We start from the raw sequence: 24,267 nt of genomic DNA on the forward strand, positions 1-24,267 counted from the left end.
ATAAAAGGATGATTAAAATAAGTATTCCAGATGAAGAGCTAGAATTGAACAAAATGACAAAAAAGAACTCAGAGATGCTCTATTTCCAAGTTGTCGAACGAATTCGCGAGTGGATAATGAAAGGGTATTTAAAAGAAGGAGATATACTTCCGTCGGAACGGGAACTGGCACAAATGCTAAATGTTAGTCGAATGCCTGTTAGTCAGGCCCTAAAAATTTTGGAGTTTTTAGGTGCTATACAATATGTTCGTGGAAAAGGGGTTATTGTTAAGAAGATAGATATTAATTATTTATTAAGTAATATTGGTTTTTTATTGTTTGATCCCGAGAATAGCTTGCATGACTTATTTGAAGCACGTGATGCGATTGAAATCAAAGCAGTTCAATTAGCTGTACAGAATCGCACAAAAAAAGATATGGATATAATGGAAGACGCTATAATGGAGATGGAAAGAAATATAATTATGAAAAAAGATGTGGGTAATGCATCCATCCGTTTTCACTCCGCCATAATCGCTGCTTCCGGTAATGATATAATAATCAAGATAAATGAAATTTTGATGGAGCCATTAAAGTATTCACGAAAGCTATCATTAAAAGAAATTTTGCAACAAAACACGGCATTATCATACCATAAAGAACTTTTTCAAGCGATCAAAGAACAAGATGTGGAAAAAGCTACTCTAGCTATGCACGAACATCTATGTGACTTGCACAATGCAATAAAAGAGTAACTGTGCAGCCTTTTATTATTTCTGATATTCCAATTTTGTAACTTAAAAAATATCCAATTTTATTGGCATTCCAGAATGCCAATAAAATTGGGTTAATTGTACATATTATCATAAGAACTTTTTATCGGCGAGATAAGTGGAAAGTGACACTTAATTTCTGGATAACGATTTCTAAGCATCCGATGGAGTAAAAACTCCCCTAATGCCAAGAACTCTGTTTATGCAGAACCATCGGCAGGACTTTAGCAAAATGGGTATCTCTTGATTACATCTTGACATAACAGAATTCAAAAAAAATATAGCTCAACATTTCATAAATTTTTTTAATCTAAGTGGCATACCGGAATTCCAAACTAAAAATAATTAAAATTTTTTAATTTCCCTGGCATTCCAGAATGCCAGTTTATATAAATTAAAAGATCAAAATTAAAGAAAGGAGATGCCAGTTCAAACATGAAAGTTGAGCCAAAAAGTAGTACTCCACAAGATGAGGTGTTGATTGTCAAACTAAAGAGGTATAGGCTCTGGATCTTTGTTGCCATTTCTGTTACATATATACTCTCTTATTTCCAAAGAGCAGCTCCGGCTGTTGTGGGACCGGAGCTTATGAGGGAATTTTCCTTAACGCCATCTGAACTGGGCCTGGTCGGTTCCATGTATTTTTGGGCGTATGCGGTAACTGCAGTACCTGGGGGTCTATTGGCTGATTCCTGGGGAGCACGCAAAACGATCACTGCATTTGTATTTCTTGCAGGTATCGGAGGATTAATTTTCTCTTTGGGTACCAGTATGATAATGCTTGCTACGGGAAGATTTATAGTCGGTTTAGGTGTTGGAGTTGTATACGTGGCAGCTATGAGAATTCTGGCTGACTGGTACAAATCTGATGAAAGAGGTACGTATTCAGGTATTTTGCTAGCTGTTGGAAATGTTGGGGCGTTGATATCCACTACTCCTTTAGTTTTTCTTATGGGGAATATCGGATGGAGAAATTCTTTCAGCTTGGTAGCAATATTGACCTTTGTAACGGCGGCAATTTCTTACGGGGTTATTCGCAATAAACCAAGTGATATGGGGTTACCTTCACCTAACCAAGTGAACGGCGCTGTGATGCAAACCGAAGTAGTGAAACCTTCATTAGGTGAATCTTTAAAAACAGTGTTCGGCACCAAAAAGTTCTACTTGCTCGCTATATTGCTTTTCTCCTATTACGGTTCTTTTATGGGTGTGGGATCATTGTGGGCAGGTCCATATTTGCAAAATGTATATGGTCTATCGAAAGAATTGGCAGGAAGCGTTCTTATGATGTTCCCTCTGGGTATGGTGTTTGGTTGTCCTATAGCAGGTTATATGTCGGACAAAATTTTGAAATCCCGTAAAAAAGTTCTGTTCTGGGGTTGTCTTCTGCACATTCTGTTTTATATTCCATTAATCTTTTTAGCAGGCAGTTTGTCTACAACAATGTTATATGCACTGTTTTTTGGGTATGGATTGACGGGAGGTACGTTTGTTTCCTGCTTTACCTGCTCACAAGAAATCTACGAGCCAAAATTTGCGGGAACCGCTGTAGGGGCATTAAACATGTTTCTCTTTGGCGGCGGGGCATTTTATCAGTATGTTATGGGAGCGGTTGTTGGTACTTTTGAACCGATTGCGAAAAATGTGTATCCAGTGGCGGCTTACCAGGCAGCTTTTGCTGTTCCGGCTTGCGGGTTAATTTTGGGTGTGATCCTATTCGCGTTTTTCAAGGAGGGTAGAGAAGAGCAGTAGGCAAAAAAAGTGTGCACCCATGGAGACATAGTGGAATAAGTCAGGGTTTATGGTTATGTTTTAAATTTGATAATAGGAGGTTAGAATCAAATGAGGCTTGTGATCGAATCGATAGACATTAATGATGTTCAAGAAGGTTTAAAAACTTGCGCCCAAGAAGGTGTGTTGCAAATTAATTTTAAAGAGCTGGAGGAGCTAATACTTAAAGACGCCAGAATCAAGTCTGTGGATATAAATCTGGCTTGCCCGGGTGATAAGACTAGGATATTAAATGTTCAAGACGTTATACAACCGCGGTGCAAGGTGGATAAAGAGGATGCCGATTTCCCGGGTTTTATTGGGAAGATGCAAATTGCCGGAAGTGGGAAAACCAGATCTTTAAGGGGTACAGCTGTTGTTGTCTGCAACCCGAGCACAAACAGAGCTGAAAGCGGACTTCTTGATATGAGCGGTCCTGTAGCGGAGCTAAGTCCTTATGGCAAAATGAAAAATTTAGTTGTTGCCCCTTATGTTGCAGAAGGGGTTGGGGAAAGAGACTTTGAAGATGCTGTAAAAAATGCCGGATATAAAGCGGCAGTTTATATGGCGCAGGCTGCTGAAGGACTTACTGTCAACGAGGTGGAAGTTTTTGAATCCGATTTGACTGAATGCGCAAAATCTGATCTTCCTCGGGTAGCCCTGTATTATCAGACATATAGTCCCCAATTCGATTATCTTGCTGTTTCGGATAAAGTTGTTTATGGGAACAACATCAGCTTCAATATGCCGATCGTGGTACATCCCAACGAGGTTCTGGATGGGGGGTTTGTTGGTTGGAATGCCCTGAAAGGTATTGATTCCTATTGTATTCAAAATCATGGTGTCATAAAAGAACTTTATAAGCACCATGGAAAGGATTTGAATTTTGTAGGGGTTGTCGCAGCAACGGCAAATATGGATGCCGATTCAAGGAATCGCGGTGCTTCCATGTCTGCACACCTGATTAAGAATATTCTTGGTGCCGACGCAGCGATCATTCAAAAAATATTAGGCGGGATGCCTCACATCGATATTTCGACTACAGGAATAGAATGTGAAAAGCTGGGAATTAAAACCTGCGTTTATACTACGCCTTTAACTTCAACAGGTACGCTTGGAGATACCATATTGTTTAATGATGAGCTTCTTGATTTGATTACTATTTCCGGCAACCAATTTGAAAAAACTAAAATACATTTTCAGGCGGAAAAGTTCCTGGGAGGTGCTGCCGATACCCGATTATACAGTCAAGGTATTGAACAATATGCAGGGGATCCGGTTATTGATATTGAGGAGTATTTGCTTGCCGGGGTTCACGATCTTACCGGAAACAGAGAAATAATCGTTAAAGAATATTAGTCTATAAAGAGAGGTGTCCTATAATGGCTAAGAAAAGAGTAGTTCACTATCTAAATCAGTTTTTTGGTCAAGTTGGCGGAGAAGAACAAGCAGCAGTTGGTTTTTCCGTTAAGGAAGGTCCAGTGGGGCCTGGCTTGGCTTTGCAAAAAGCACTTGGCGATGACGCTGAAATAGTTGCCACAATTATTTGCGGTGATGACTATTTTTCCGCTAATTCGGAAGAAAATGCGGCAGAAGGATTGAAATTAGTAAAACAATATCAACCTGACCTATTTTTTGCAGGTCCTGCTTTTGCTGCCGGACGTTATAGCGTTGCCTGCGGTGCCATGTGTAAAGCGGTAGGTGATGAATTTGGTATCCCCGTTGTATCTGGTATGGATGAGTCCGCCCCTGGTATGGATTTGTATAGAAAGTCTGTTCATATTGTCAAGACAGCAAATCAAAGCCGTGATATGATTAAGGTTCTGCAAAAAATGGCACGGTTAGCTTCCGCTCTTACCGCCAAAGAAGATGGAATAAGGTTAATCTCTTTTGAAAATCTGCCTGATCCCAAGGAATATGATTATTTTACCCGTGATCAGCTAAGAAATGAGTATTGTGATAAGTCTATTGCCCAAAGAAGCGTTGAAGCTTTACTGAAGAAAATTAAAGGAGAACCCTTTGTCAGTGAAGTTACTCCCGATAGGTTTGAAAAATTTGAAATTCCGGCTGCTGTTAAAGATTTAAGCAAAGCTGAAATTGCCTTTGTTAGTGACGGCGGCTTAGTACCTAAAGGAAATCCCGACAGAATGACAACAAGAAGTAACATTCGCTGGGGAGCATACAATTTGGATGGGATGTTCCAAAGTTATGAAGTTGTGCATGCCGGATATTTTAATGACTATGTTTTGCAGGATCCAGACAGGTTAGTCCCCTACGATATTATGCGTGATCTGGTAAATGAAGGCGAGGTTGGCAAAATTCATGACACATTTTACTCTATGCCTGCTTGTACGACTGTATCAAAAAAATGTGCTGAAAATGGCAGTTTAATAGCCGCCGAACTCAAAAAGAGGGGTACCGTTGATGCTGTAATCCTAACATCCACCTGAGGAACCAGTACTCGTTGCGGGTCAACGATAGCAAGAGAAATTGAAAAGGCTGGATTCCCGGTAGTACAAATTACGGCTATTCCTAATATCGCTGAAATGCTTGGTGTAAATAGGGTCGTTGTAGGAGAGGCCGTTCCCCATCCTGTGGGTAATCCTAAACTGACTCCGGAAAAGGAAAAAGAATTACGTAGGAAATATGTTAAAAAAGCACTGGAATTATTGCAGCAAGATGTTACTGAGCCAAGAATCTTAACTGTTGGTTAGTATTATTCAAGTTTTATTTAGTGATTGGCAGACGAATAAAGTTTATCTGATGAAAAAGACAATTAAATTAAATCAGGGGGTTTTTTGCCAATGGAACGTAATGAAATTATAAGGTTAGCAACAGATTTTACGAACATATCACCACACAACTTTGTTCCGGAGGCAAAAGCCCTTTTGCCGGAAATGTCAGGTATGCGAATTTTTGAGCCTCCTATTTTAGCTTTTGGTGATGCGGCAGATGACTGTTTTGAATCTTTAAAGGAACCTTTTGCAGTTGGTGAACATTTCATGATTCCTGAACAGTGGCTTAACAACGCAAAAACGGTTATATCATTTTTCCTTCCATTTACCGAACAGATCCGCAAGGGAAATAAAAAGGATATGTCGTGGCCTTCTGCGGAATGGCTTCACGGCCGAATTGAAGGGCAAGAATTTGTTGTTAAATTGACAATCTATTTGCTAAATAATCTAGTTGAAGCTGGATTTGACAGTGTTGCCCCCATCTTAGATCCACGGTTTTCTGTTAAAAAATATATTGAAGGCAGTACCCTGCGTTTTGCCAGTTGTTGGTCGGAACGTCATGTTGCCTATGTTTGCGGATTAGGTACATTTGGTCTCTCCAATGGATTAATTACGAAAAAGGGCATTTGCGGTCGTTTTGGAAGTATAATTACTGCAATACCTTTGCCGACTGATAAAAGGAAATATACAGGAATTAACGACTACTGTAGTATGTGCGGTGTATGTGCACATAATTGCCCGGTGGGAGCAATTACATTAGAACAGGGTAAAAACGATAGAATTTGTTCAGAGTTTATAGATGGCATTACAAAAAAGTGCAGTCCTTACTATGGTTGTGGAAAATGTCAGGTGGGAGTGCCTTGCGAAGTTTCGGTACCAAAATAAGAACCAAAATAAGAACCATTTAAAGAACCATTTATGGAAGGATGAAAATAATGCTGGAATTAACAAAAGAAAACTTTGAATCTGAAGTATTAAAGGCGGATGGTAGCGTTTTCGTAGACTTTTTTGGTGATGGCTGTGTGCCCTGTGAGGCGCTGATGCCTTTTGTTCATGAAATGGCGGATAAATACGGAGATAAGCTGAAGTTTACCTCCCTTAACACCACAAAAGCACGCCGCCTTGCTATTGGGCAAAAGGTCATGGGCTTGCCTGTTATGGCTATCTATCAGAACGGTGTAAAGGTGGAGGAACTGGTAAAGGAAGATGCCTCCCGGGAAAATATTGAAGCTATGATTAATAAGTATCTTTAAAAAGGCACCAACTCCGTTACACCAAACGGTTTGGTATATATGAATACTTAAGGAAGGAGGGAAAACAATGAGTATTTTGGAAGGAAAGAAGATTATTATTGTAGGCGACAGAGACGGCATTCCCGGCCCTACTATTGAAGACTGTGTAAAGGAGGCGGGAGCAGAAGTTGTATTCTCCTCAACAGAATGTTTTGTTTGAACTGCCGCAGGTGCGATGGATCTGGAAAACCAGAATAGGGTAAAAGAACTGTCCGAAAAATACGACCCTGAGAACATTGTTGTAGTTCTTGGAGCAGCGGAGGGTGAAGCCGCAGGGATTGCCGCCGAAACAGTGACAGCCGGAGACCCAACTTTTGCAGGTCCATTGGCAGGAGTCCAGTTAGGACTTAAGGTATATCATATTTGTGAGCCGGAGATAAAAGCAGAAATTCCGGAAGCCTTATATGAAGAACAGATTGGTATGATGGAAATGGTACTTGATGTCGACAGTATTGCCGGGGAGATGAAAACTATTCGTAATCAATATTCTAAGTACTAATATCATGAAGTGGTGATGTGGTGTGTGGGTTACCGTATCACCACTTACATTTATAAAAACCAATTTATTCCGCACATCTATACGAAATGTTTTTCTGATGATAATTAAGATGTTCTCTACGTTTAATTCCGGGGGCAGCTATGAATCTATCGGCTGGGGTTATGGCCCAGGTATTGGTGAGGGGTATAACAGAGGTGAACCTTTCTTCCTGTTTCCCGCTTCTCATTAAACTGCACTTTCGTTTATTTATCCCCTTAATAAAAGCTCAACAGTCAGGAAATCACTGATTGTTGAGCCTTTGTACTGTTCCATGAAAAAATACATGCTCATCAGACACCTGGGGAAGGAGGTTTAGCAGAAAGGGTAAAACCAGGTGATTGGAATGCTGCTCGTGATGTATATGTTGAATGTAAAGGGCCGGAAGCCCCGGGGTTGGAATCATTTGGAAAAAATAATCAACGGCAAATACATAGTTCCATTTTTAAAGGGGTGATGCAGAACTGCTTTTTCGAAATAGTATGAAGAAGTATGCGATACTCCCATTTTCTATGATTTTATCAGTGGCATATTAAACGCTTAAAAACACTGGACTTTAATCTTGACTTTAAATCGACCAGAATGGTGAACCGGGAGACAAACCGGACAGTCCCTGCGGTTCACCTAAACTAACCAATAGCTTGGCACACAAGCTGTGGCTACGGCGTATACTAAAAAACCCAATAGCACATTGAGTATCTATCATATCCCTGATATAATAATATCAGAGGAAGGATGTGGCGTTATGAATATCAAACCGTCAACAGCATTGAGAAATGAGTATACGCAAATATCTGAGCTTGCAAAAACATCTGGTGAGCCAATCATCATCACCAATAAAGGCGAGGCGGATCTCGTTGTTTTGAGTGTAGATGCCTTTGAAGAAAGGGAAAAAATGTTTCGTCACAGAGATAAGGTATACGAGGCGGAAGTTGCACGTCTGAGCGGCATGCCCACATTTACGCCGGAGCAGATTCATGAGGAATTGGAGGATCTTTATGCCGCCGCAGAGAAATAAGCTGATCTATCTCGCACCGGCAAGAGAGGACATTCTGGATATAGCCAGATACCATCTTGAAAAGGTCGGTGTTAACTCTGCGAGGGAGGTTACAGTGGAAATAGAGAGAACAATTAACCGTCTGTCTCAGTTTCCGCTTATGGGTCAGACGCATCCCGACCCTGTGCTTGCAGAAAACGGATATCGGAAGCTGGTTATTGCTTCCACATACGTTTGCATTTATAAAGTATTTCATGACGACGTGTACATTTACCGTATCGTCAACGGAAAGAAAGACTATCCAAAGCTGCTCAAATAGTAGGGCAGAACATGGGACGTTTCTTTGTTCTAACCTAATAAATCTTATTAAAAGTAAACCCGTTAAGTCAGGATATCTATATCAAACAAAGAACCGTCCCCTGTTTACTTCACCGTCCCCTGTTTACTTCCGAAAATGGATATCGGAAGCTGGTTATTACTTCCACATACGTTTGCATTTATAAAGTATTTCATGACGACGTGTACATTTACCGTATCGTCAACGGAAAGAAAGACTATCCAAAGCTGCTCAAATAGTAGGGCAGAACATGGGACGTTTCTTTGTTCTAACCTAATAAATCTTATTAAAAGTAAACCCGTTAAGTCAGGATATCTATATCAAACAAAGAACCGTCCCCTGTTTACTTCCAAATGACACTTAATAACCGTCCCCTGTTTACTCCCTCGGTAACGTTTTATATTTTTCTCAAAACGCGAATTAAAAAACTCCACACTACTGATTTTCTAATCGGTGGTGAAACCCTGGCCCAGCGGATGAAGGATAAAAAAGAAGCATAATTTCTCGAATTAATAGCACACATGGGTTAGATCTCTCGGGGAGGTTCCTATGCCATTTCTAAAAGAAATTCATTTTGACTGGTCCAAGGCGTCAAAAAAAATAAATATCCTTTCAATATTCCTTGTTTCTCTGAGTTAACGGGGATTGCCTTTGAAAGTGATGTGACTTTTTTTGTGGGGGAAAACGGCTCCGGAAAATCTACTTTACTGGAGGCTATTGCATATAAATGTGGTTTTTCTCCCCAAGGTGGAGGGAAAAATAATATTTTTGGAATGGATGATGAGGATTGTCCTTTAGAATTAGAAAATATTTTAACCTTATCATGGATGCCCAAGATTAAAGGAGGATTCTTTTTAAGAGCGGAAACGTTTTTTAATTTTGCCGGTTATCTGGATCAATTAGCTGAAGATGATGGGCATGGTGTGTACGTGCCTTACGGAGGAAAATCCTTGAATGAACAGTCCCATGGAGAAGCCTTTCTCTCCCTATTTATGAACAGGTTTAATCAAAAAGGCGTCTATTTGTTGGATGAGCCGGAGGCAGCTTTGTCACCCCAAAGGCAGTTGGCCTTTTTAATATTGATGCATCAGTTAATTGAAAAGGGCAATGCCCAATTTATCATTGCCACTCATTCGCCGATCTTAATGGGATTTCCCCAGGGGGTTATTCTCAATTTTGATCATCGTCCTGTGGAAAAAATCAATTATATGGATACAGATCACTATCAAATAACGAAAAGGTTTTTAAATGATACGGAAAGATTTTTCAAAAAACTGGTAACCGAATAGGGATTTAGGGTGACCTGATGACCTGATGCCCTGATGAACCGGGGCGATGGTACCTTCGGCTCACCTGTTTATATTCCCTAATTGTTCTACAATCCATTTGGGGAAATTCTTAGCATCAATTTCTATACATACCTTAACATTTGGACTATCATGATATTTCATATATAAATCGGCTACTGTGGTCCCAGCGGCAGGACCTTCTAAGGCCACTTCCATAAAATAATCTTTAAACTTAAATAAAGCCGGATTTAAAAGGTATGCAATGGTACAAGCATCGTGTATTTTAAGCCCGGTTTCTAAGCTTCCCCCTCTATAATTAGTAAGAATCGCATAAAGCATCTCGCCTGCTTTTCCAAAAGTCTTAATCTGATTAACGTCTTTTTTCTTAAGCAAGGCGCTGTCCGTTACGTTAAGACCAAACATAGTAATCGGTAAACCGGATTGTAAGACCATCTGTGCAGCATGTGGGTCCACATAAATATTAAATTCCGTAGAGGAGGTCATATTTCCTAAGGATGTTGACCCACCCATGATCACAATTTCGGCTATCTTTTGTTTTACTTCCGGGTATGCCGATAAGAGTAATGCGAGATTCGTCAAAGGACCGATGGCAACAATCGTGATTTTTTCTTTGCTGTTTAAAATACAATCCTTCATTTCTGCAACCGCATGCCTTTCAAGTGCCTTGCGGGAGGGTTCTGGAAAATTATAACCCTTCATTCCGGTTTCACCGTGAACTTCAACCGCATCTTCATATTTGCAGAGTAAGGGAAGTTGATTTCCTTTTGCCACAGGAATAGCTACATTAAATAGCTCAGTAAGTTTTAACATATTATTAGTTGTCTGATCTACACTGATATTTCCCATAACAGTAGTGAGTAGCTTCATGACATCATCCAATGCAGCTATTCATCGAGCTTCTATGCTTTCATTATACCATTACCTAATCCAGTCGTTAAATCTGATGTAAATGTCTGAAATTAAATTTTAAAGAGGTTGGAAAAAGTAAAAGAAAAGATCCTTGACTAAAACGGGAACAAAATTTTCCATTTTGCGTCTGTTAATTTAGAATTTAAAAAATGAATCTCCCCCAAATATTTTCAGGGAAAATTAGGATTTGGAGAAAGTAAAAAGGAGAGTGGATCTAATGTTAAGAATTTTACTAATTCTGTTTACGGTGATGCTTTTTCCCATAACATCTTTTGCCGCAGACTGGGATAATTACTGGGTCAGTGGCTGGCATGATGATAATTCCAATTACGATATCTATAATTTGCGGCCAAGAAACGAGAAGGTAACAGACAACGCAGTGATTATGCATAACCTGGATCAGGATGAATGGGTGCGCTTGGAAGAAAGATTTTGTGTTCTTTACAAGCCTTTAAAGCCATATGATGTCAAATTACCCGAAGCTTGGATTGCAAAGAAAGGTGAAAAATTCAACCCCTATATAAATTATTATTATGACATTGGGAATAACCGGTTGATCTTAGGAAAACAGTATCAAATTTCACCGGATGAAAAGTGGGGTCTTCAGTATAATGACTATTATGGATCAGGGGGCAGAACAAAAAGTTTCCTGCTAAAGAATCTGGAAAATGGTACTATTGAAGAACGTCCGGAATTGGTAAACCCCGGTGATTACAGTAGATTTTACTGGCTTCCTGATAGCACAATTTTGTTTTATAAATATAGTCAAAATGAGAGACAGAACGTAATTTATATCTTTTACCCAGAGACAAAGGAATTTAAAAAAGTTATATCGGGAAGCTTGTATGCCTATGATGGAAAAACCAATCAAATATTATTTGTAAAAAACGAACCAAAACGGGAGAACTGGACACTGGATCTTTCAACCAGACTGGAAAAACGGGAAATGAATTGGGAAAGGTTTTATCTCTCACCCGATGAGGCATCTAAAGTACCGATTTCTCCCGAGGATTTGCAGATGGCTGGTTTAAAAGTAATTACTCCGGAAGAAACTGTCCGGTACGAGCACGAAATTGGAATCAGTGATCAGGTTATTCCGGTTCCTTATGTTTTTAAAAGAGAAAACAAGGAATTTATTCCCCTTCGTCCTTTGATGGAGTCATTGGGGATCAAGATTAACATCAATCAGTTGGGTAGTTTCGTTTGGGAATATCAAGTTTCTTATCGGGAAAAGAAGTTTACCCTTTCAGAGGGCGAATATATAAACTATAAATGGCAGTTATTTGTAACTCCTGACGTGCTCAAAAAAATGGGGCTGCCGGAATTTACGATCAGTCCTATTAAAGCAGATAGCCTATAAACACATATGAAAAAAGAATAGAAGGGAGCATATATGATGAGTAAGAAACCTTGGTATAAGAATTGCCCTCCTTGAATTCTCATGTATCTGCTGCTGGGCGCAGCATTTATTCTGGTTAGTCTAATACAGTATCTGCAAAAATAGAAGCATGACACCCCGACACTTTTAAGAAAATAGCGTATCCATTGGGCCTACAATGGATACGCTGTTTTCTTAAAAGTGTCAGATATTTTCTTTTCCCCTTGGGGAATACGATCTACTCCCGAGCACTGCCACAGGGCCGGTTATTGCGGGATTTCCAAACTCATGATTTCAGTAAGGTTGTTTAAGTTGTTTGCTTTGATCATCCCCGGGGAGAGCGTATATAAGGTATCACCGATGTAGATGATTCTCTCGATATTTTTGGCGTTGGAGTACCAATTTAAACCGGCTTTCGTATAATCCTCTTGACTCAGATGGGTAATGGTCCCTTTCAGGTCAAAACCTTTTGCCAGGTCAAGCTGATAGACATAGGCTCCCTGGAAGGTAAATTCTCCGTAGTCAGGAAAATTGTTTTGGCTCTGGTTCGGATTCTTGTTTTTAATTTCCATCACGGTAACAGGGAAGGCCAATAAGTTTTTCTCCCGGGAAAACAAAAGGGCTTTATGGTTCCTGAGGAGTTCGGAATCCGTACCCCGGTCTCCGATAATTTCCTGAAATTTCTGCACGGGATGGGTCACGTCACTGACATCAAAGAGGGCAATTTTCATTCCCTGGTAAAAAGCCATGGTACCTGCATCTTTTCCCTGCCCATCTTTTTGACTAAGCTCCACGGTGTCTTTTCCGAAACCGATGATGTGGTTTTCGTCATAGGGATGCAGATAATCACTGTATCCGGGAATTTTCAAAGCACCAAGAATTTTCGGCTTTCTGGGGTCTTTCAGGTCAAGAACAAAGAGGGGGTCAACATTTTTAAATGTAACCATGTAGCCCCGGTCGCCTATGAAGCGGGCCGAATATATTCTTTCCCCAGGAGCAATGTCTTCAATTTTACCGGCAAGCTTCATTTTTCCATCCAGGATATAAACATTGTTTTTGGAGGTATCTCCGCTCCGCCAGGTTGATCCGATGGTTGTGGCAATCCGGAAAAACCCCTGATGTTCATCCATGGAGAATTGGTTGAGAATCGTGCCGGGGACTTCACCTTGGGCGGCAAACTTCACTTCCCCCTGATCCAGGGTGAATTTATAAACAAGGGTATTTAATTCAGGGGCAACCTTTTCGCCGGTCTGATAACCGGTAACAGCAGCATATAAACTGTCTGCTGTGGCATAAATATTTTGTCCTGCTCCCAAGAAAGCTGCAACCTTCATTTCCTTGTCCGGATGGTTCAAGTCCAATCCCGCAGCCAAGAGATAATTGGGTTGAGGTCTGCCCGGGAAATAGCAGATATCCTTATAAGGGATTTTTATGTCGGTGTCTTTCAGCATGGAGTCGCGATAAATTGGAAGAGCTGCTGATTCCTCACCATTCATGATGCGGTAATAGTCTAAATACTTATTAGCCGTTAAATAAACCAGGCTGCCTACTTTCCGGGAGGAGATATAGCTTCCTTCCAATTCGGCCACTCTTATTTCTTTGATCTTGTTTTTGTCCCTAATGTCATAAATAACAGCTTTTACTGTTTGGCTCCTGGGCATCGGGGGGTAAATTCTAATATCCTCGGAAATCCCGGGTCTAGCCATGGGGCGGTTATCATAGGAAGAACCGATCACCACCATGTGCTTGTCATCCACATATAATTCCTGGGGAGAAAATTCTCCGGCGGTAAAATTAATAATATCGGTAACAGCCATTTTTTCTGCCGGTACGGCGCGGGTAATTACCACCCGGTTGTTATTTACCTGATAGATATAGGTGCCGTCGGTTTTGATCAGATCACCTTCGTCAACACCTTCCACCTGGATGTTGGTCGTAGAATAGTCTGCTGATTTCCTTGATTCACTCATGTCCTGGCTTGCGGGAACCTGTGCTCCTGCGCCTGCGCCGCCTGAAACATTTTCATTATCTGTAATTTGATATTCTTCTCTTCGTGCTGTTTCTGATGATTCCAGGATTTTTTTGAGATTTTGGTAGCTGCCCACCACCGGGAGCTTATTTTTTCGATATATACGGTTTTCCGAGCCCCGTCCCAGGAAACACGGGCATAAAGAGCCTCGCTGACAAATCTCAGGGGCAGAAGAGTCTGCCCATTTTCTATGATAGGTTTCGGTGATAAGGTGACCTTATTTCCCTTGATAATGGCGGTGTTTTCATGAAGATTAATTTCCAAAACACTTTGTTCGGAAACAGCTTTAATGGTGCCGGTTTTTTCATCCCAGGTGACTTGGGCATCCAAGGCTTCAAAAACAGTACGGAATGGGACAAAGACATAATTATCAACAATCCGGGGTTGAACGTCAAATTTTAAAGTTTTATTGTTGCAGATCACTTTAATTTCCCCTTGTCCGTTGGCTGTGTCAAAGGTTGAAAATAGACAAAATGCACCGACCATAACCAATAATAAAGTAACAAGGAAACCAATTTTTTTCACATTTTTCTTAGATACATTTTTCAAAGATAAACTTTTCATAGCTGCACCCCCTGATTTTTAAAGTTGACCTTTAACGCTGATGCAATGTATTTCTGCAAATTTTGGATATTATTTATCTTAGACGCATCTAAGATCTGTTTTGTTTCCGGTCAGAGCCGATTAAGCACAACAACAGCAAGTATTTTTTTATTTATCAAATTTCAAGACTCCCACTTCTATAAGTGGGAGTTCCGATTTTTACTTCAGGTGGGGTAGATTCCCCATCTGAAGCCCCGATGTTCAGCTTTAGCTGAACGAGTTCACTTATCCAGCATTCTCCATGCTGTTTTGTCCATCCTGTAGCCACTGATGGAACTCATGGCATTGATATAAATGTGGTTAGGTTCTCCGATAATATTACCAGGTATCATAATATGCAGGTACTGTCCCTTGGTATCGGATACGATACCGCTTGAATTATCTATCGATAATGCTGATTCATGCTTTAAAGTAATTTTATTATCAACATCTGCCAAGCTTAGCCTCGCTATTTTCTGATCATAAAAAAGGATCATATTCAAATAATACTTTGGCAGCTTGCCTATTTTTCCATCTGTTTTAATGAAGACGTGTAAATTATTATTCTTTGACAGCTCTGTATAAACGCCAATAATGTCAGTTTCACGGCTGATCTCAAGATTTAATGCATCCTGAAGCGGATCAATGATCACCCTGTTATTGTTATCAGGTGCGATGGCATTGTCTGCTCTGTCCAGCCTTGAGATCCTGGCATTCGGATATTCCCCAAAGAGTTCGTTTTTTCTTTCAAAAGCGATCATTAACAGTCTGAGGATATTAATTTGTGTCTTATATAAATGGATAGCCGTGATTTTTTCACGAATCTCCTGATCGTTTAAATCAAGAGCTTGCCAATCTGTACCGGTCCCGATCAGTTTGGCCGGGGGTACTAAATACATATTGATATTTTCCTTAGGCGGTGTCGGCCAATCCCCCCTGTGTACCAAGTAAAGCCATTCTTTTACCGGATGGTAGTCGAGAGCAGTCAATGCATATTTGACAAAACAATTAGTCGCCCAATGATCAGGATGCTTATCGTTGGGATGGGGCATTACGATATGTGTAGGTTGAAAATCCTTAATTATTGTTGTGATGTCCCTGACAAGATCTGCTCCGGCATACGGAGCTCCTTTGGTGAAACTATTGTAATAAGGAGAGCGGCTCACTTGGGTATAGGCGCTGATATAGGGATCGGAATTATCCCAGTGGGAACTCCAAAGAACAGACAGTTCCCGATCTGGGTAGCCCAAAAATACGATATTTTTGCTTGACAGCCCAAGCATATTCAGTGCTGCAGTCGTCTCATTTTGTCTTTGGTATCCGAATTTAATATAATCAAAGGGTTGTGGATTTAGCTTGAAATAATCTAACTGTACAGCATTTTTAAAACCATCTCCGTTCGTCATCATAACTACCTTTACAGAAGCCCCATTTTTTATGGTCTTGCCGATCAATTCTCCGGCACCAAGTACTTCATCATCATTATGAGGAGCAAAGACAAGAACATGGTCGTTTTTACCAGGCAATACAATATCATCTAATTTTGATCTGACAAAATAGTTGGAGAGGTACTCCCTCATGAAAAACAAAATTATCAAAGCAGCTATCAAGATAAAGGCAATTGTCAAAGTCGTTTTCAAAATTCTCTTCATCTGCATAATCTCATCAATCCTTTTTATCTTGATTTCATGATATCTATCGCCCTATTTCTTTGGCAATTTCCATCTTATTTTCAAGCTGTTTAAACTTCAGGTACGATACCAATCATACCAATCACCCTTGCCATTGATAAAATAAGTTTACTTTTCGAGAAAATTTTTCATAATCCTTTAATACCTTAAAAACAAATTTTCAAAAGGTCTTCCCGACCAAATTTTCGGTTTACGGACTATTTTAGAAATTTCAGAACGAATATATTGTTTATACGGTTTGCCGGATCGAAAGTTTGGAGGAAAAGAGGTGTAAAATGAATAATGAGGTGAGTAATGAAAGGATAAGCAATAATTCATCCCCCCAATTTATGAAAACTGATGGGGGCAAAACCAAATCCAACGCCATCGAAATTCCTGGGATCTCTTTGCCTAAAGGGGGAGGAGCCATTAAAGGGATTGATGAAAAATTTTCTGTTAACCCGGTCAATGGGACAGCTTCCTTCACTGTCCAGCTGCCTTTTTCTCCGGCCAGGGGAGGAGTTACTCCGGCGCTGAATTTAACTTATAGTTCAGGCGCCGGAAATGACGTTTTTGGCTTGGGATGGAGCTTGGGTCTCCCCTCAATAAAACGCAAAACGGATCAGGGTCTGCCCAAATATCTGGACGATATCGAATCGGATACCTTCCTTTTTTCAGAAACCGAAGACCTGGTTCCGGAGTTTCAGAAAAGCCATGGGGATCTAAAAGGCGGCTTTGCCTTGGATGATGAAGGAAACTATCAGTATAAAGAGCTGCATCCGCCGGACTCTCCTCACCCGGATTATGTGGTACGATTTTACCGGCCGAGAATTGAAGGATTGTTTGCCAGGATCGAAAAATGGATCAACATTAATTCCGGGGAAATCAAATGGAGAGTTATCACTAAGGATAATAGGACAACCCTTTTTGGCTGGAGCGAAGCTTCCAGAATCTGCGACCCCAAAGACCCGAACAGGATCTATGAATGGAAACCGGAGTTCGCTTTTGATGATCAAGGAAACTGCCTTAATTATATCTATCAGAGGGAAGATGCTGCCGGGTTTGAAAGCTCATTGCTGCATCACAAAAATAGGATGGACCAGGGAGCTATTACCTATACCAATCTCTATTTAGCAAAGATCCTTTATGGCAATAAAACTCCTTATCAGAATTTAAATGATCAATATCCGGATGAGCAAGATTACATGTTCCAAACCGTGTTTGATTACGGTGAGTACGAGGGCGGGGCTCCTTTTAAAAAGATCAGGGAGTGGAACTTTCGGAAGGATGCCTTTTCAGAGTATCAAGCCGGCTTTGAAATCAGGACGACCAGGTGCTGTGAAAGAATTATGCTCTTTCATTATTTTGATGAACTGCCCGGAGGCTCATCATTGGTAAAATCTCTGAATCTGGAATACGATACGGCGGCGGAGGGTTTTACGTTTCTCACTGCCATCACCAGCCACGGCTACATCAAGAAGGCTGACGGAACCTATACGGAAAAGCATTTGCCGCCCCTAGAATTTCAATATCAGGAGCATAGCTGGAGCAAGGAAGTAAAAAACATTGCCCCGGATGAACTGCTCGATGCTCCGGCCGGATTAGATGAGCCTCAATATCTGTTTACGGATTTGTATGGAGAAGGTTTAGCGGGCATCCTCACGGAGCAAGGGGGAGCTTTGTTCTATAAAAGGAATTTAGGCGGCAGCTTTGCAGATGCTCAGCAGGTTTCGCCTAAACCTTCGTTTGCCGGTCTGGGTTCCAGGCTGCACTTGCTGGACCTGGATGGTGACGGCACTAAACAACTGGTTAGCATGAGCGCCAACCCCAAGGGGTACTTTGAATTAGGGGATAATGAAGACTGGCAAACCTTTAAAGCCTTTCGGCAGATGCCCAGCTTTAATTTGGAAGATAATAATCTGCGCCTGATGGACATCAATAATGACGGCAAGCAGGATATTTTAATTACAGAGGATCAAGCTTTGGTCTGTTACGAATCATCAGGACGGAAGGGCTTTGAGATTCCTTATCAAACCCTCCAATCATTTAATGAAGAAGAAGGACCTAATCTGCTTTTCTCAGACCTGGAGCAAAGCATCTTTCTGGCGGATATGTCCGGTGACGGACTGTCGGACATCGTCAGGATCAGAAACGGCGCCATCTGTTACTGGCCGAATCTGGGCTATGGCAGATTCGGCACCAAGGTGGGGATGGATCATGCCCCGGTTTTTGACCATGATGCTTCCTTTAATCCTTCATACATCCGCTTAGCGGATATCGACGGCTCAGGAACGACAGATGTGATTTATCTGGGAAAAAACAAATTCAGCTGTTGGCTGAATGTAAGCGGGAATGGCTTTAGTTCTCTTCCCTTTGAAATCGACCCATTTCCTGAGGTGCATGATCAGGCCAAGGTCACTGTGGTCGATTTGCTGGGTAATGGCCTTGCCTGCATTACCTGGTCCAGCCCTTTAGCAAAGGATAAGAAAGCACCCTTGAAATATATCGATTTAATGGAGAGCAAGAAACCCCATTTGATGACTTTCTATAAAAACAATCTGGGCAAAGAAGTGACCTTATCATATACCCCGTCCACCAGGTTTTATCTTGATGACAAGCTGGCAGGCAGGCCATGGGTTACCAAGCTGCACTTTCCGGTCTACTGCCTTTCCAAGATAGAGACGAGAGACAAAATTTCCGGACTCCGCTTTGTGAGCCAATATCGCTACCATCATGGCTATTATGATCATGGGGAAAGGGAGTTTCGAGGCTTTGGCATGGTGGAACAGACCGATACCGAGGATTTTGAACATTGGGTCCAAGGGACGGCCGGCAACATTGTAGAAAAGGTATTGCATCAGGAGCCGGTGGTCACTAAAAGCTGGTTTCATACGGGAGCTTTTTTGGACCGGGAAAACATTTTGAATCACTTTGCCGGGGAATACTGGCAGCGGGAAATGGCACGCCAGGGTTTTGAGGTGGAAAGCCGGGAGTCATCCCTGCCGGAGGCCAAACTGATGGCGGCACCGGGAGTTGACCCCTCCCTTCTGGACAAGCTGGTAGCTCAGGAATGGAAGGAAGCCTTAAGGGCGTGTAAGGGCATGGAGCTGCACCGGGAAATCTTCGCCTACGATGCTCCGGTTCATGATCCCTCCAGCGAGGATTTAAAAAGACAGCTGACACCCTATTCTGTGGCTGCCCATAACTGTGTTATCCAGCTGCTCCAGCCCAAGGGCAGGAACAAACATGCCGTCTTTGCCGTGCAAGAAAGGGAAGCCCTTACCTACGACTATGAGCGTAATACCGAGGATCCAAGAATTACCCATAACCTGAACATTAAGCTGGACGAATACGGCAATATCTTGGAATCAGCTGCAGTGGTCTATCCCAGGAGCAAATCGGACCCTTCCCTGCCTGCTGAAACCCAGTCAGCTCAGAAAAAGACTCTGATCACTTATACCCAAAACAGCTATACCAATGATATTGATGATCAATATTCATATAGGCTTAGGCTCCCGGCAGAAGCGGCAACTTATGAGTTGAAAGGCCTGGGCAAAAAAGAAGCTTTATATACCGTGGCTGATTTTGAGGACGTTTTAGCTGAGGCGGGGGAAGCGGCTTACCATGAAATCAATAAAAACCCGCCATCATCAGCCGTGCAGAAAAGGCTGGTTGAAAAGCTGCGCACCCTTTACCGCAGCAATAATTTAAAAGATGCCCTGCCCTTATCTCGGCTGGAATCCATGGCCTTGCCTTTTGAAAGCTATCAGCTGGCCTATACGCCCCAGCTGCTTGAGGACATTTTCGGCTCACGGGTTAACGAAGATCTAATGCTGGAAGGCAGGTTCACCAAAAGAGAAGGGGAGGACAGCTGGTGGATCAGATCCGGAACAAATCAGTATCTGGAGGTAGGCGAAGCCAGGATCCAGGCCCAAAACCGCTTTTATCGGCCGGTGTCATATACCGACCCCTATGGGGCGAAAACCAAGGTCAGGTATTTGGGCAGCTATCATCTTTTTATTGAAGAAACCGAGGACCCCTTAGGAAACAAAACCGGGGTGGATCTTTTTAACTTTAGGACCCTGGCACCGCAGAGAATGAAGGATATGAACCATAATCTCTCGGAGACAATTTTCGACGAGCTGGGTTTGGTGAAGGCTATGGCGGTCATGGGCAAGGGGTCGGAAGCAGATGATCTCCTTGGTTTAAAGGAGTTTTCAACTCCGGCGGAAGAGACCCTGGTGGATGCTTTTGTCAATGCCCCAAACTCCATGGAGCTGACGGAGCATGGCAAGAATCTGCTCTTCCATGCCACGGTGCGCTTTGTCTACGACTTTGACGCTTATCGAAAATCCGGCAAGCCCGCTGTCATCGCTGCCATTGCCAGGGAAGAGCATTATGTGAAAAATAATGACGCATCCCTTCAGATCAGCTTTGAATTCTCCAACGGTTTGGGTCAGATGGTGATGAAGAAGGTTCAGGCAGAACCGGGCAAGGCCAAGACCACAGTTGTCAATCCTGATCATAGCTACGGGGTAAGCGAAGTGGACACGGCTCAACTTGTCCCCCAGCAGCTTCGCTGGATCGGCAGCGGCAGAAAGGTCCTTAACAACAAAGGCAATACGGTGAAGCAGTATGAGCCCTATTTTTCCGCAGTCCACGGTTATGAAGACTTGAAAGAACTGGTGGAAACGGGTGTCACGCCCATCATGTATTATGATGCCTTAGGAAGGCTGATAAAAACTGAATTACCGGACGGGACATTTACTCGGGTCGAGTTTGACGCCTGGAAACAAGTTTTTTCTGACCAAAACGATACGGTTTTGGAGTCCTCCTGGTATCAAGATCGTGCCGGTCGTTTGATCGATGCTACGCTGATCAATGAGGGTAAGGATCCGGAAAAGGAAAAAACAGCGGCGGAAAAGGCAGCAAAACATGCCCATACGCCTAATATCCAGCATTTTGATAATCTGGGCAGACCGATTCTCTCCGTAGAACATAACCGGCATCTCACCGCCGGGGAAGATGAATTCTACTTGACCCGGATTGAATTGGATATCGAAGGCAATCTGCGGAAAGTAATCGATCCTCGGGGAAATACGGCGATGCAGTTCAAATATGATCTCTTGGGCCGGAAGGTTTATCAGAAAAGCATGGATGGGGGACAGCGCCGGCTCCTTCTGAATATCCTGGAGCATCCCTTACGTACCTGGGATGAGCGCAATCATGAGTTTCAATATTTCTATGATATCCTGCAGCGCCCACTATCCAGTAAGGTGATCGGGGGCGATGGGGCCGCTCCCCTGAACAATATCTTTAAGCGGTATTTTTACGGGGAAACAGAGCAAAATCCGGAAGATAAGAACTTAAGGGGTCAGGTGATCAAGCATTACGATAGCGGCGGACTCTTGATAATGCCGGAATATGATTTTAAAGGTCAGCCAAAATCAACAATCCGCATGCTTTATAAAAATTATCAGGGGATTGTGGATTGGACCGATGCCAATCTGGTTAATGACCTGGAAACGGAAAGCTATCCTGTGAAAACAGAAAGTGACGCCCTGGGCAGGATTGTGCAGCAAACGGTGCCGGATGGCAGCCTTATCATGTTCTCATACAACGAGACCGGCTTAGTGAATAGGGAAAGGGTTCTTCATAATAATGCCGGTGTTGCTGCAACTTATATCAAGGATATTGATTATAACGAAAAGGGTCAGCGCAATAAGATTACCTATGGCAATGATGTTTTTACCCTGTTTAATTATGATGAAAAAACCTTCCGGCTGAAGGGGATGGCAACAAAACGGCAAAATGGAGATCCCTTGCAGGATTTGCACTATACCTATGACCCGGTAGGAAATATCACCCATATTGAAGACCACAATATTCCGGTGCGTTTTTTTGATAACCAAAAAATTGCCGGGGCAGCTGCCTATACTTATGACGCCCTTTACCGATTGGCCGAGGCTACCGGCAGGGAAAACAATGAGCCGCTCACCTTCGACAGCAAGGACAACTGGAATGACAGCGCCTATCTCAAGCAGTTTAACTCTGGTGATCCCATGAATATGAGAAATTACACCCAAAGCTATGTTTATGACGGGGCGGGCAATATCCTGCAAATGAGGCATCAGGCCGCTGGTAACAACTGGACCAGGGAATACAGTTATGAACCGGCAAATAACCGGCTGATCAGCACTCAGGTGGGCGGCCAGATCTACACTTATCAGCACCATAAGCAGCATGGGTATCTTACGGCCATGCCCCATTTAGAGGAGATGGGCTGGAACTTTAAGGAAGAGCTAATCAGAACAACGCGCCAGAAACGTACCGACGGGGGCACTGGGGAGACTACGTACTACCAATATGACGGTCAAGGCCGGCGCCTCAGGAAAATAACTGAAAATCAAGCTGATCCAGGTATCACCCCCGGTAAAAAAGACGAGCGCATTTATCTGGGTAGCTTCGAGCTTTACAAGCAGCACAGCGGAGCCGATGCGGGCCTTGAGCGTACCAGCCTCAGTCTGATGGATCAGCAGCACCGTTTTGTCATGATCGATACGGAAACCAACCCAGGTTCTTTATTAGGGATACCCATGGGTGCAAGTGCTCCGGAGCGTACCGTGCGCTACCAGCTGCATAATCATCTTGGTTCCGCGGCCTTGGAACTTGATGCTGCTGCCCGAGTGATCAGCTACGAAGAGTATCATCCTTTCGGAACAACGGCCTACCAGGCAAAAGACGCGTCGATAAAATGCGCGGCCAAACGCTACCGGTATACAGGTATGGAAAGGGATGAGGAAAGTGGCTTAGAGTATCATAGTGCCAGGTATTATTCTCCTTGGCTGGGCCGATGGCTGAGTCCGGACCCCATTGGCATCGCGGACGGAGTGAATCTTTACCAATATGTCAGGGGCAATCCGATTTGCCGAAATGATTTTACGGGAAAATCATGGCGTGATATTGTTAAAGGAGTGGCGGTGGGATTAGGTACCGCCTTAGTGGTGGTGGCCGTCGTGGCTACGGCACCGATTTCGATTCCGACTTCGGTGGCGGTGGGGCTTACCGTAACCGGCGTAGCGGTAACGGGTGCTACTGTGGTTCAATCTGCGCGCCGACGGGACCTGTTTAATAATCCCATCAGTGAGGAACAGGCTGATTTCCAGATGGGAACCGCCTTCGGTGGCTTGCTTGCCGCTCCCTTTTCCGGTCCTACCAGTGCGGGGCTTTCCCAGATCGGCGGCCGCACATTGGCACCGGCAACAGGACCCCTATTATCAGAAGCCGTTGTTGTGACCCCGGTGCTGGTTGAAGCTGCATCCGGCGTAACGGCAACAGCCTTGCCGATTTTGGCAACCATGAGTTCTTCGGGATCGGGAGGCGGCGGCAGTTCCCAGCAGGAATCAACGCCCAGCAGCAGTGAGCCGGCCGCGTCAGAACCTGTATCCTCAGAACCACCGGTTTCGGAAGGAACATATAGTTCTCAAGGCGGTCACCATGTGCACCAATCAGCATCATATTCTCCGGGAGGTCCATCGGCGACGGGAAATCCAAACCATGCCAGTGCCGTGACGGTTGCTCTTGAGGGGCACTCAACTGATCTCCTCTCTCAGCATGGCCGGGCCACCGCGGTTCAAAGAATAGTGAATCGATCTGTGCGCGGAAGCTTTTCTGGTGAGGCCGAGATAGGGCCTGTGACCATCCGGTCTTCAGGTGAGGGCACATTACCACCTGCGCCAAGTCAAACTTTTGAAGATTTAAAAGCCTTTTATTCAATGACAGCAGCCGAGGCGCCGGGTTTTACAAGTGTGGATGATGTGTATAACTTAGTATGCCGATCCGGCAACCAGCTTCCAAACCCTCCGGTAAGAGTGCCGTCCCGATAATAAAATTAATAATCCCTGCGAAGAGGTCCCATACGATCGAAGTTATTCGTACCGTCTCGATAATCAAACAAATAATCACCAACAA

Annotated in this window: 16 protein-coding genes; 12 read left to right on the forward strand and 4 right to left on the reverse strand. The window is 43.0% G+C overall.

What is annotated here, in order from left to right:
* Positions 1-8 precede the first annotated feature (8 nt).
* From CEQ75_RS08935 to CEQ75_RS08985, 10 genes are all read left to right on the forward strand, one after another.
* Entirely contained in the window at positions 9-734 is a 726-nt protein-coding gene (locus tag CEQ75_RS08935; protein ID WP_089612570.1) for a FadR/GntR family transcriptional regulator, read from the forward strand.
* A gap of 453 nt (positions 735-1,187) precedes the next feature.
* Positions 1,188-2,504 (forward strand): MFS transporter, encoded by a 1,317-nt coding sequence (locus tag CEQ75_RS08940; RefSeq protein ID WP_089610022.1) that lies wholly within the window; start codon positions 1,188-1,190, stop codon positions 2,502-2,504.
* Between the two features lie 90 nt (positions 2,505-2,594).
* Positions 2,595-3,881 carry a glycine/sarcosine/betaine reductase component B subunit gene (locus CEQ75_RS08945; protein WP_089610023.1) on the forward strand — a complete coding sequence of 429 codons (1,287 nt, stop codon included), beginning with the start codon at positions 2,595-2,597 and terminating at the stop codon, positions 3,879-3,881.
* A 23-nt stretch (positions 3,882-3,904) separates the two neighbouring features.
* On the forward strand, positions 3,905-5,236 hold the full coding sequence (locus tag CEQ75_RS08950) for a glycine/betaine/sarcosine/D-proline family reductase selenoprotein B (protein ID WP_242965429.1): 1,332 nt from the start codon (positions 3,905-3,907) through the stop codon (positions 5,234-5,236).
* A 90-nt stretch (positions 5,237-5,326) separates the two neighbouring features.
* Positions 5,327-6,142 carry a 4Fe-4S binding protein gene (locus CEQ75_RS08960; protein WP_089610026.1) on the forward strand — a complete coding sequence of 272 codons (816 nt, stop codon included), beginning with the start codon at positions 5,327-5,329 and terminating at the stop codon, positions 6,140-6,142.
* Positions 6,143-6,192: 50 nt separating this feature from the next.
* Positions 6,193-6,510, forward strand: a complete 318-nt coding sequence (trxA, locus tag CEQ75_RS08965; protein ID WP_089610027.1) for a thioredoxin TrxA — start codon at positions 6,193-6,195, stop codon at positions 6,508-6,510.
* 67 nt (positions 6,511-6,577) lie between these two features.
* Positions 6,578-7,048: a glycine/sarcosine/betaine reductase complex selenoprotein A gene (gene grdA, locus CEQ75_RS08970; protein WP_089610028.1), complete on the forward strand. Its 471-nt coding sequence runs from the start codon at positions 6,578-6,580 to the stop codon at positions 7,046-7,048.
* 781 nt (positions 7,049-7,829) lie between these two features.
* Positions 7,830-8,102 carry a type II toxin-antitoxin system Phd/YefM family antitoxin gene (locus CEQ75_RS08975; protein WP_089610029.1) on the forward strand — a complete coding sequence of 91 codons (273 nt, stop codon included), beginning with the start codon at positions 7,830-7,832 and terminating at the stop codon, positions 8,100-8,102.
* Complete coding sequence (locus CEQ75_RS08980; RefSeq protein ID WP_157677386.1) at positions 8,083-8,400, forward strand: type II toxin-antitoxin system RelE/ParE family toxin; 318 nt, start codon at positions 8,083-8,085, stop codon at positions 8,398-8,400. The genes CEQ75_RS08975 and CEQ75_RS08980 overlap by 20 nt, the downstream gene beginning before the upstream one ends.
* Positions 8,401-9,092: 692 nt before the next feature.
* Positions 9,093-9,707, forward strand: coding sequence for an AAA family ATPase (locus CEQ75_RS08985; protein ID WP_242965430.1), 615 nt, complete (start codon positions 9,093-9,095; stop codon positions 9,705-9,707).
* 60 nt (positions 9,708-9,767) lie between these two features.
* Here the strand turns inward: CEQ75_RS08985 and CEQ75_RS08990 are convergent, their stop codons facing one another.
* Complete coding sequence (locus tag CEQ75_RS08990; RefSeq protein ID WP_089610032.1) at positions 9,768-10,595, reverse strand: nucleoside hydrolase; 828 nt, start codon at positions 10,593-10,595, stop codon at positions 9,768-9,770.
* A gap of 259 nt (positions 10,596-10,854) precedes the next feature.
* On the opposite strand from CEQ75_RS08990, the gene CEQ75_RS08995 reads away from it, so the two are divergent.
* A complete protein-coding gene (locus tag CEQ75_RS08995; protein ID WP_089610033.1) occupies positions 10,855-11,997 on the forward strand; it encodes a hypothetical protein in 1,143 nt (380 codons plus the stop codon).
* Between the two features lie 284 nt (positions 11,998-12,281).
* On the opposite strand, the gene CEQ75_RS09000 is transcribed toward CEQ75_RS08995, so the two are convergent.
* The 3 genes from CEQ75_RS09000 to CEQ75_RS09010 form a co-directional block, all read right to left on the reverse strand.
* Positions 12,282-13,985, reverse strand: coding sequence for a beta-propeller domain-containing protein (locus tag CEQ75_RS09000; RefSeq protein ID WP_089610034.1), 1,704 nt, complete (start codon positions 13,983-13,985; stop codon positions 12,282-12,284).
* The gene (locus CEQ75_RS09005) at positions 13,982-14,608 is read right to left on the reverse strand and encodes a copper amine oxidase N-terminal domain-containing protein (RefSeq protein ID WP_089610035.1); all 627 of its coding nucleotides are present in this window, start codon (positions 14,606-14,608) and stop codon (positions 13,982-13,984) included. Before CEQ75_RS09005 ends, CEQ75_RS09000 begins: the two co-directional genes overlap by 4 nt.
* 260 nt (positions 14,609-14,868) lie before the next feature.
* The gene (locus CEQ75_RS09010) at positions 14,869-16,278 is read right to left on the reverse strand and encodes a PIG-L deacetylase family protein (protein ID WP_157677387.1); all 1,410 of its coding nucleotides are present in this window, start codon (positions 16,276-16,278) and stop codon (positions 14,869-14,871) included.
* Positions 16,279-16,592: 314 nt separating this feature from the next.
* On the opposite strand from CEQ75_RS09010, the gene CEQ75_RS09015 reads away from it, so the two are divergent.
* On the forward strand, positions 16,593-24,182 hold the full coding sequence (locus tag CEQ75_RS09015) for a SpvB/TcaC N-terminal domain-containing protein (RefSeq protein ID WP_089610037.1): 7,590 nt from the start codon (positions 16,593-16,595) through the stop codon (positions 24,180-24,182).
* The last annotated feature ends 85 nt before the right edge of the window (positions 24,183-24,267 follow it).

Origin of the sequence: Dehalobacterium formicoaceticum (assembly GCF_002224645.1) — a bacterium.
Lineage (GTDB): Bacteria > Bacillota > Dehalobacteriia > Dehalobacteriales > Dehalobacteriaceae > Dehalobacterium > Dehalobacterium formicoaceticum.

Bases quoted from the DNA above. Each gene is read 5' to 3' on its own strand.
- CEQ75_RS08935 (WP_089612570.1), top strand. From the start codon at position 9: ATGATTAAAATAAGTATTCCAGATGAAGAGCTAGAATTGAACAAAATG.
- CEQ75_RS08940 (WP_089610022.1), top strand. From the start codon at position 1,188: ATGAAAGTTGAGCCAAAAAGTAGTACTCCACAAGATGAGGTGTTGATT.
- CEQ75_RS08945 (WP_089610023.1), top strand. From the start codon at position 2,595: ATGAGGCTTGTGATCGAATCGATAGACATTAATGATGTTCAAGAAGGT.
- CEQ75_RS08960 (WP_089610026.1), top strand. From the start codon at position 5,327: ATGGAACGTAATGAAATTATAAGGTTAGCAACAGATTTTACGAACATA.
- trxA (WP_089610027.1), top strand. From the start codon at position 6,193: ATGCTGGAATTAACAAAAGAAAACTTTGAATCTGAAGTATTAAAGGCG.
- CEQ75_RS08975 (WP_089610029.1), top strand. From the start codon at position 7,830: ATGAATATCAAACCGTCAACAGCATTGAGAAATGAGTATACGCAAATA.
- CEQ75_RS08980 (WP_157677386.1), top strand. From the start codon at position 8,083: ATGCCGCCGCAGAGAAATAAGCTGATCTATCTCGCACCGGCAAGAGAG.
- CEQ75_RS08990 (WP_089610032.1), bottom strand. From the start codon at position 10,595: ATGAAGCTACTCACTACTGTTATGGGAAATATCAGTGTAGATCAGACA.
- CEQ75_RS08995 (WP_089610033.1), top strand. From the start codon at position 10,855: ATGTTAAGAATTTTACTAATTCTGTTTACGGTGATGCTTTTTCCCATA.
- CEQ75_RS09000 (WP_089610034.1), bottom strand. From the start codon at position 13,985: ATGAGTGAATCAAGGAAATCAGCAGACTATTCTACGACCAACATCCAG.
- CEQ75_RS09005 (WP_089610035.1), bottom strand. From the start codon at position 14,608: ATGAAAAGTTTATCTTTGAAAAATGTATCTAAGAAAAATGTGAAAAAA.
- CEQ75_RS09010 (WP_157677387.1), bottom strand. From the start codon at position 16,278: ATGAAGAGAATTTTGAAAACGACTTTGACAATTGCCTTTATCTTGATA.
- CEQ75_RS09015 (WP_089610037.1), top strand. From the start codon at position 16,593: ATGAATAATGAGGTGAGTAATGAAAGGATAAGCAATAATTCATCCCCC.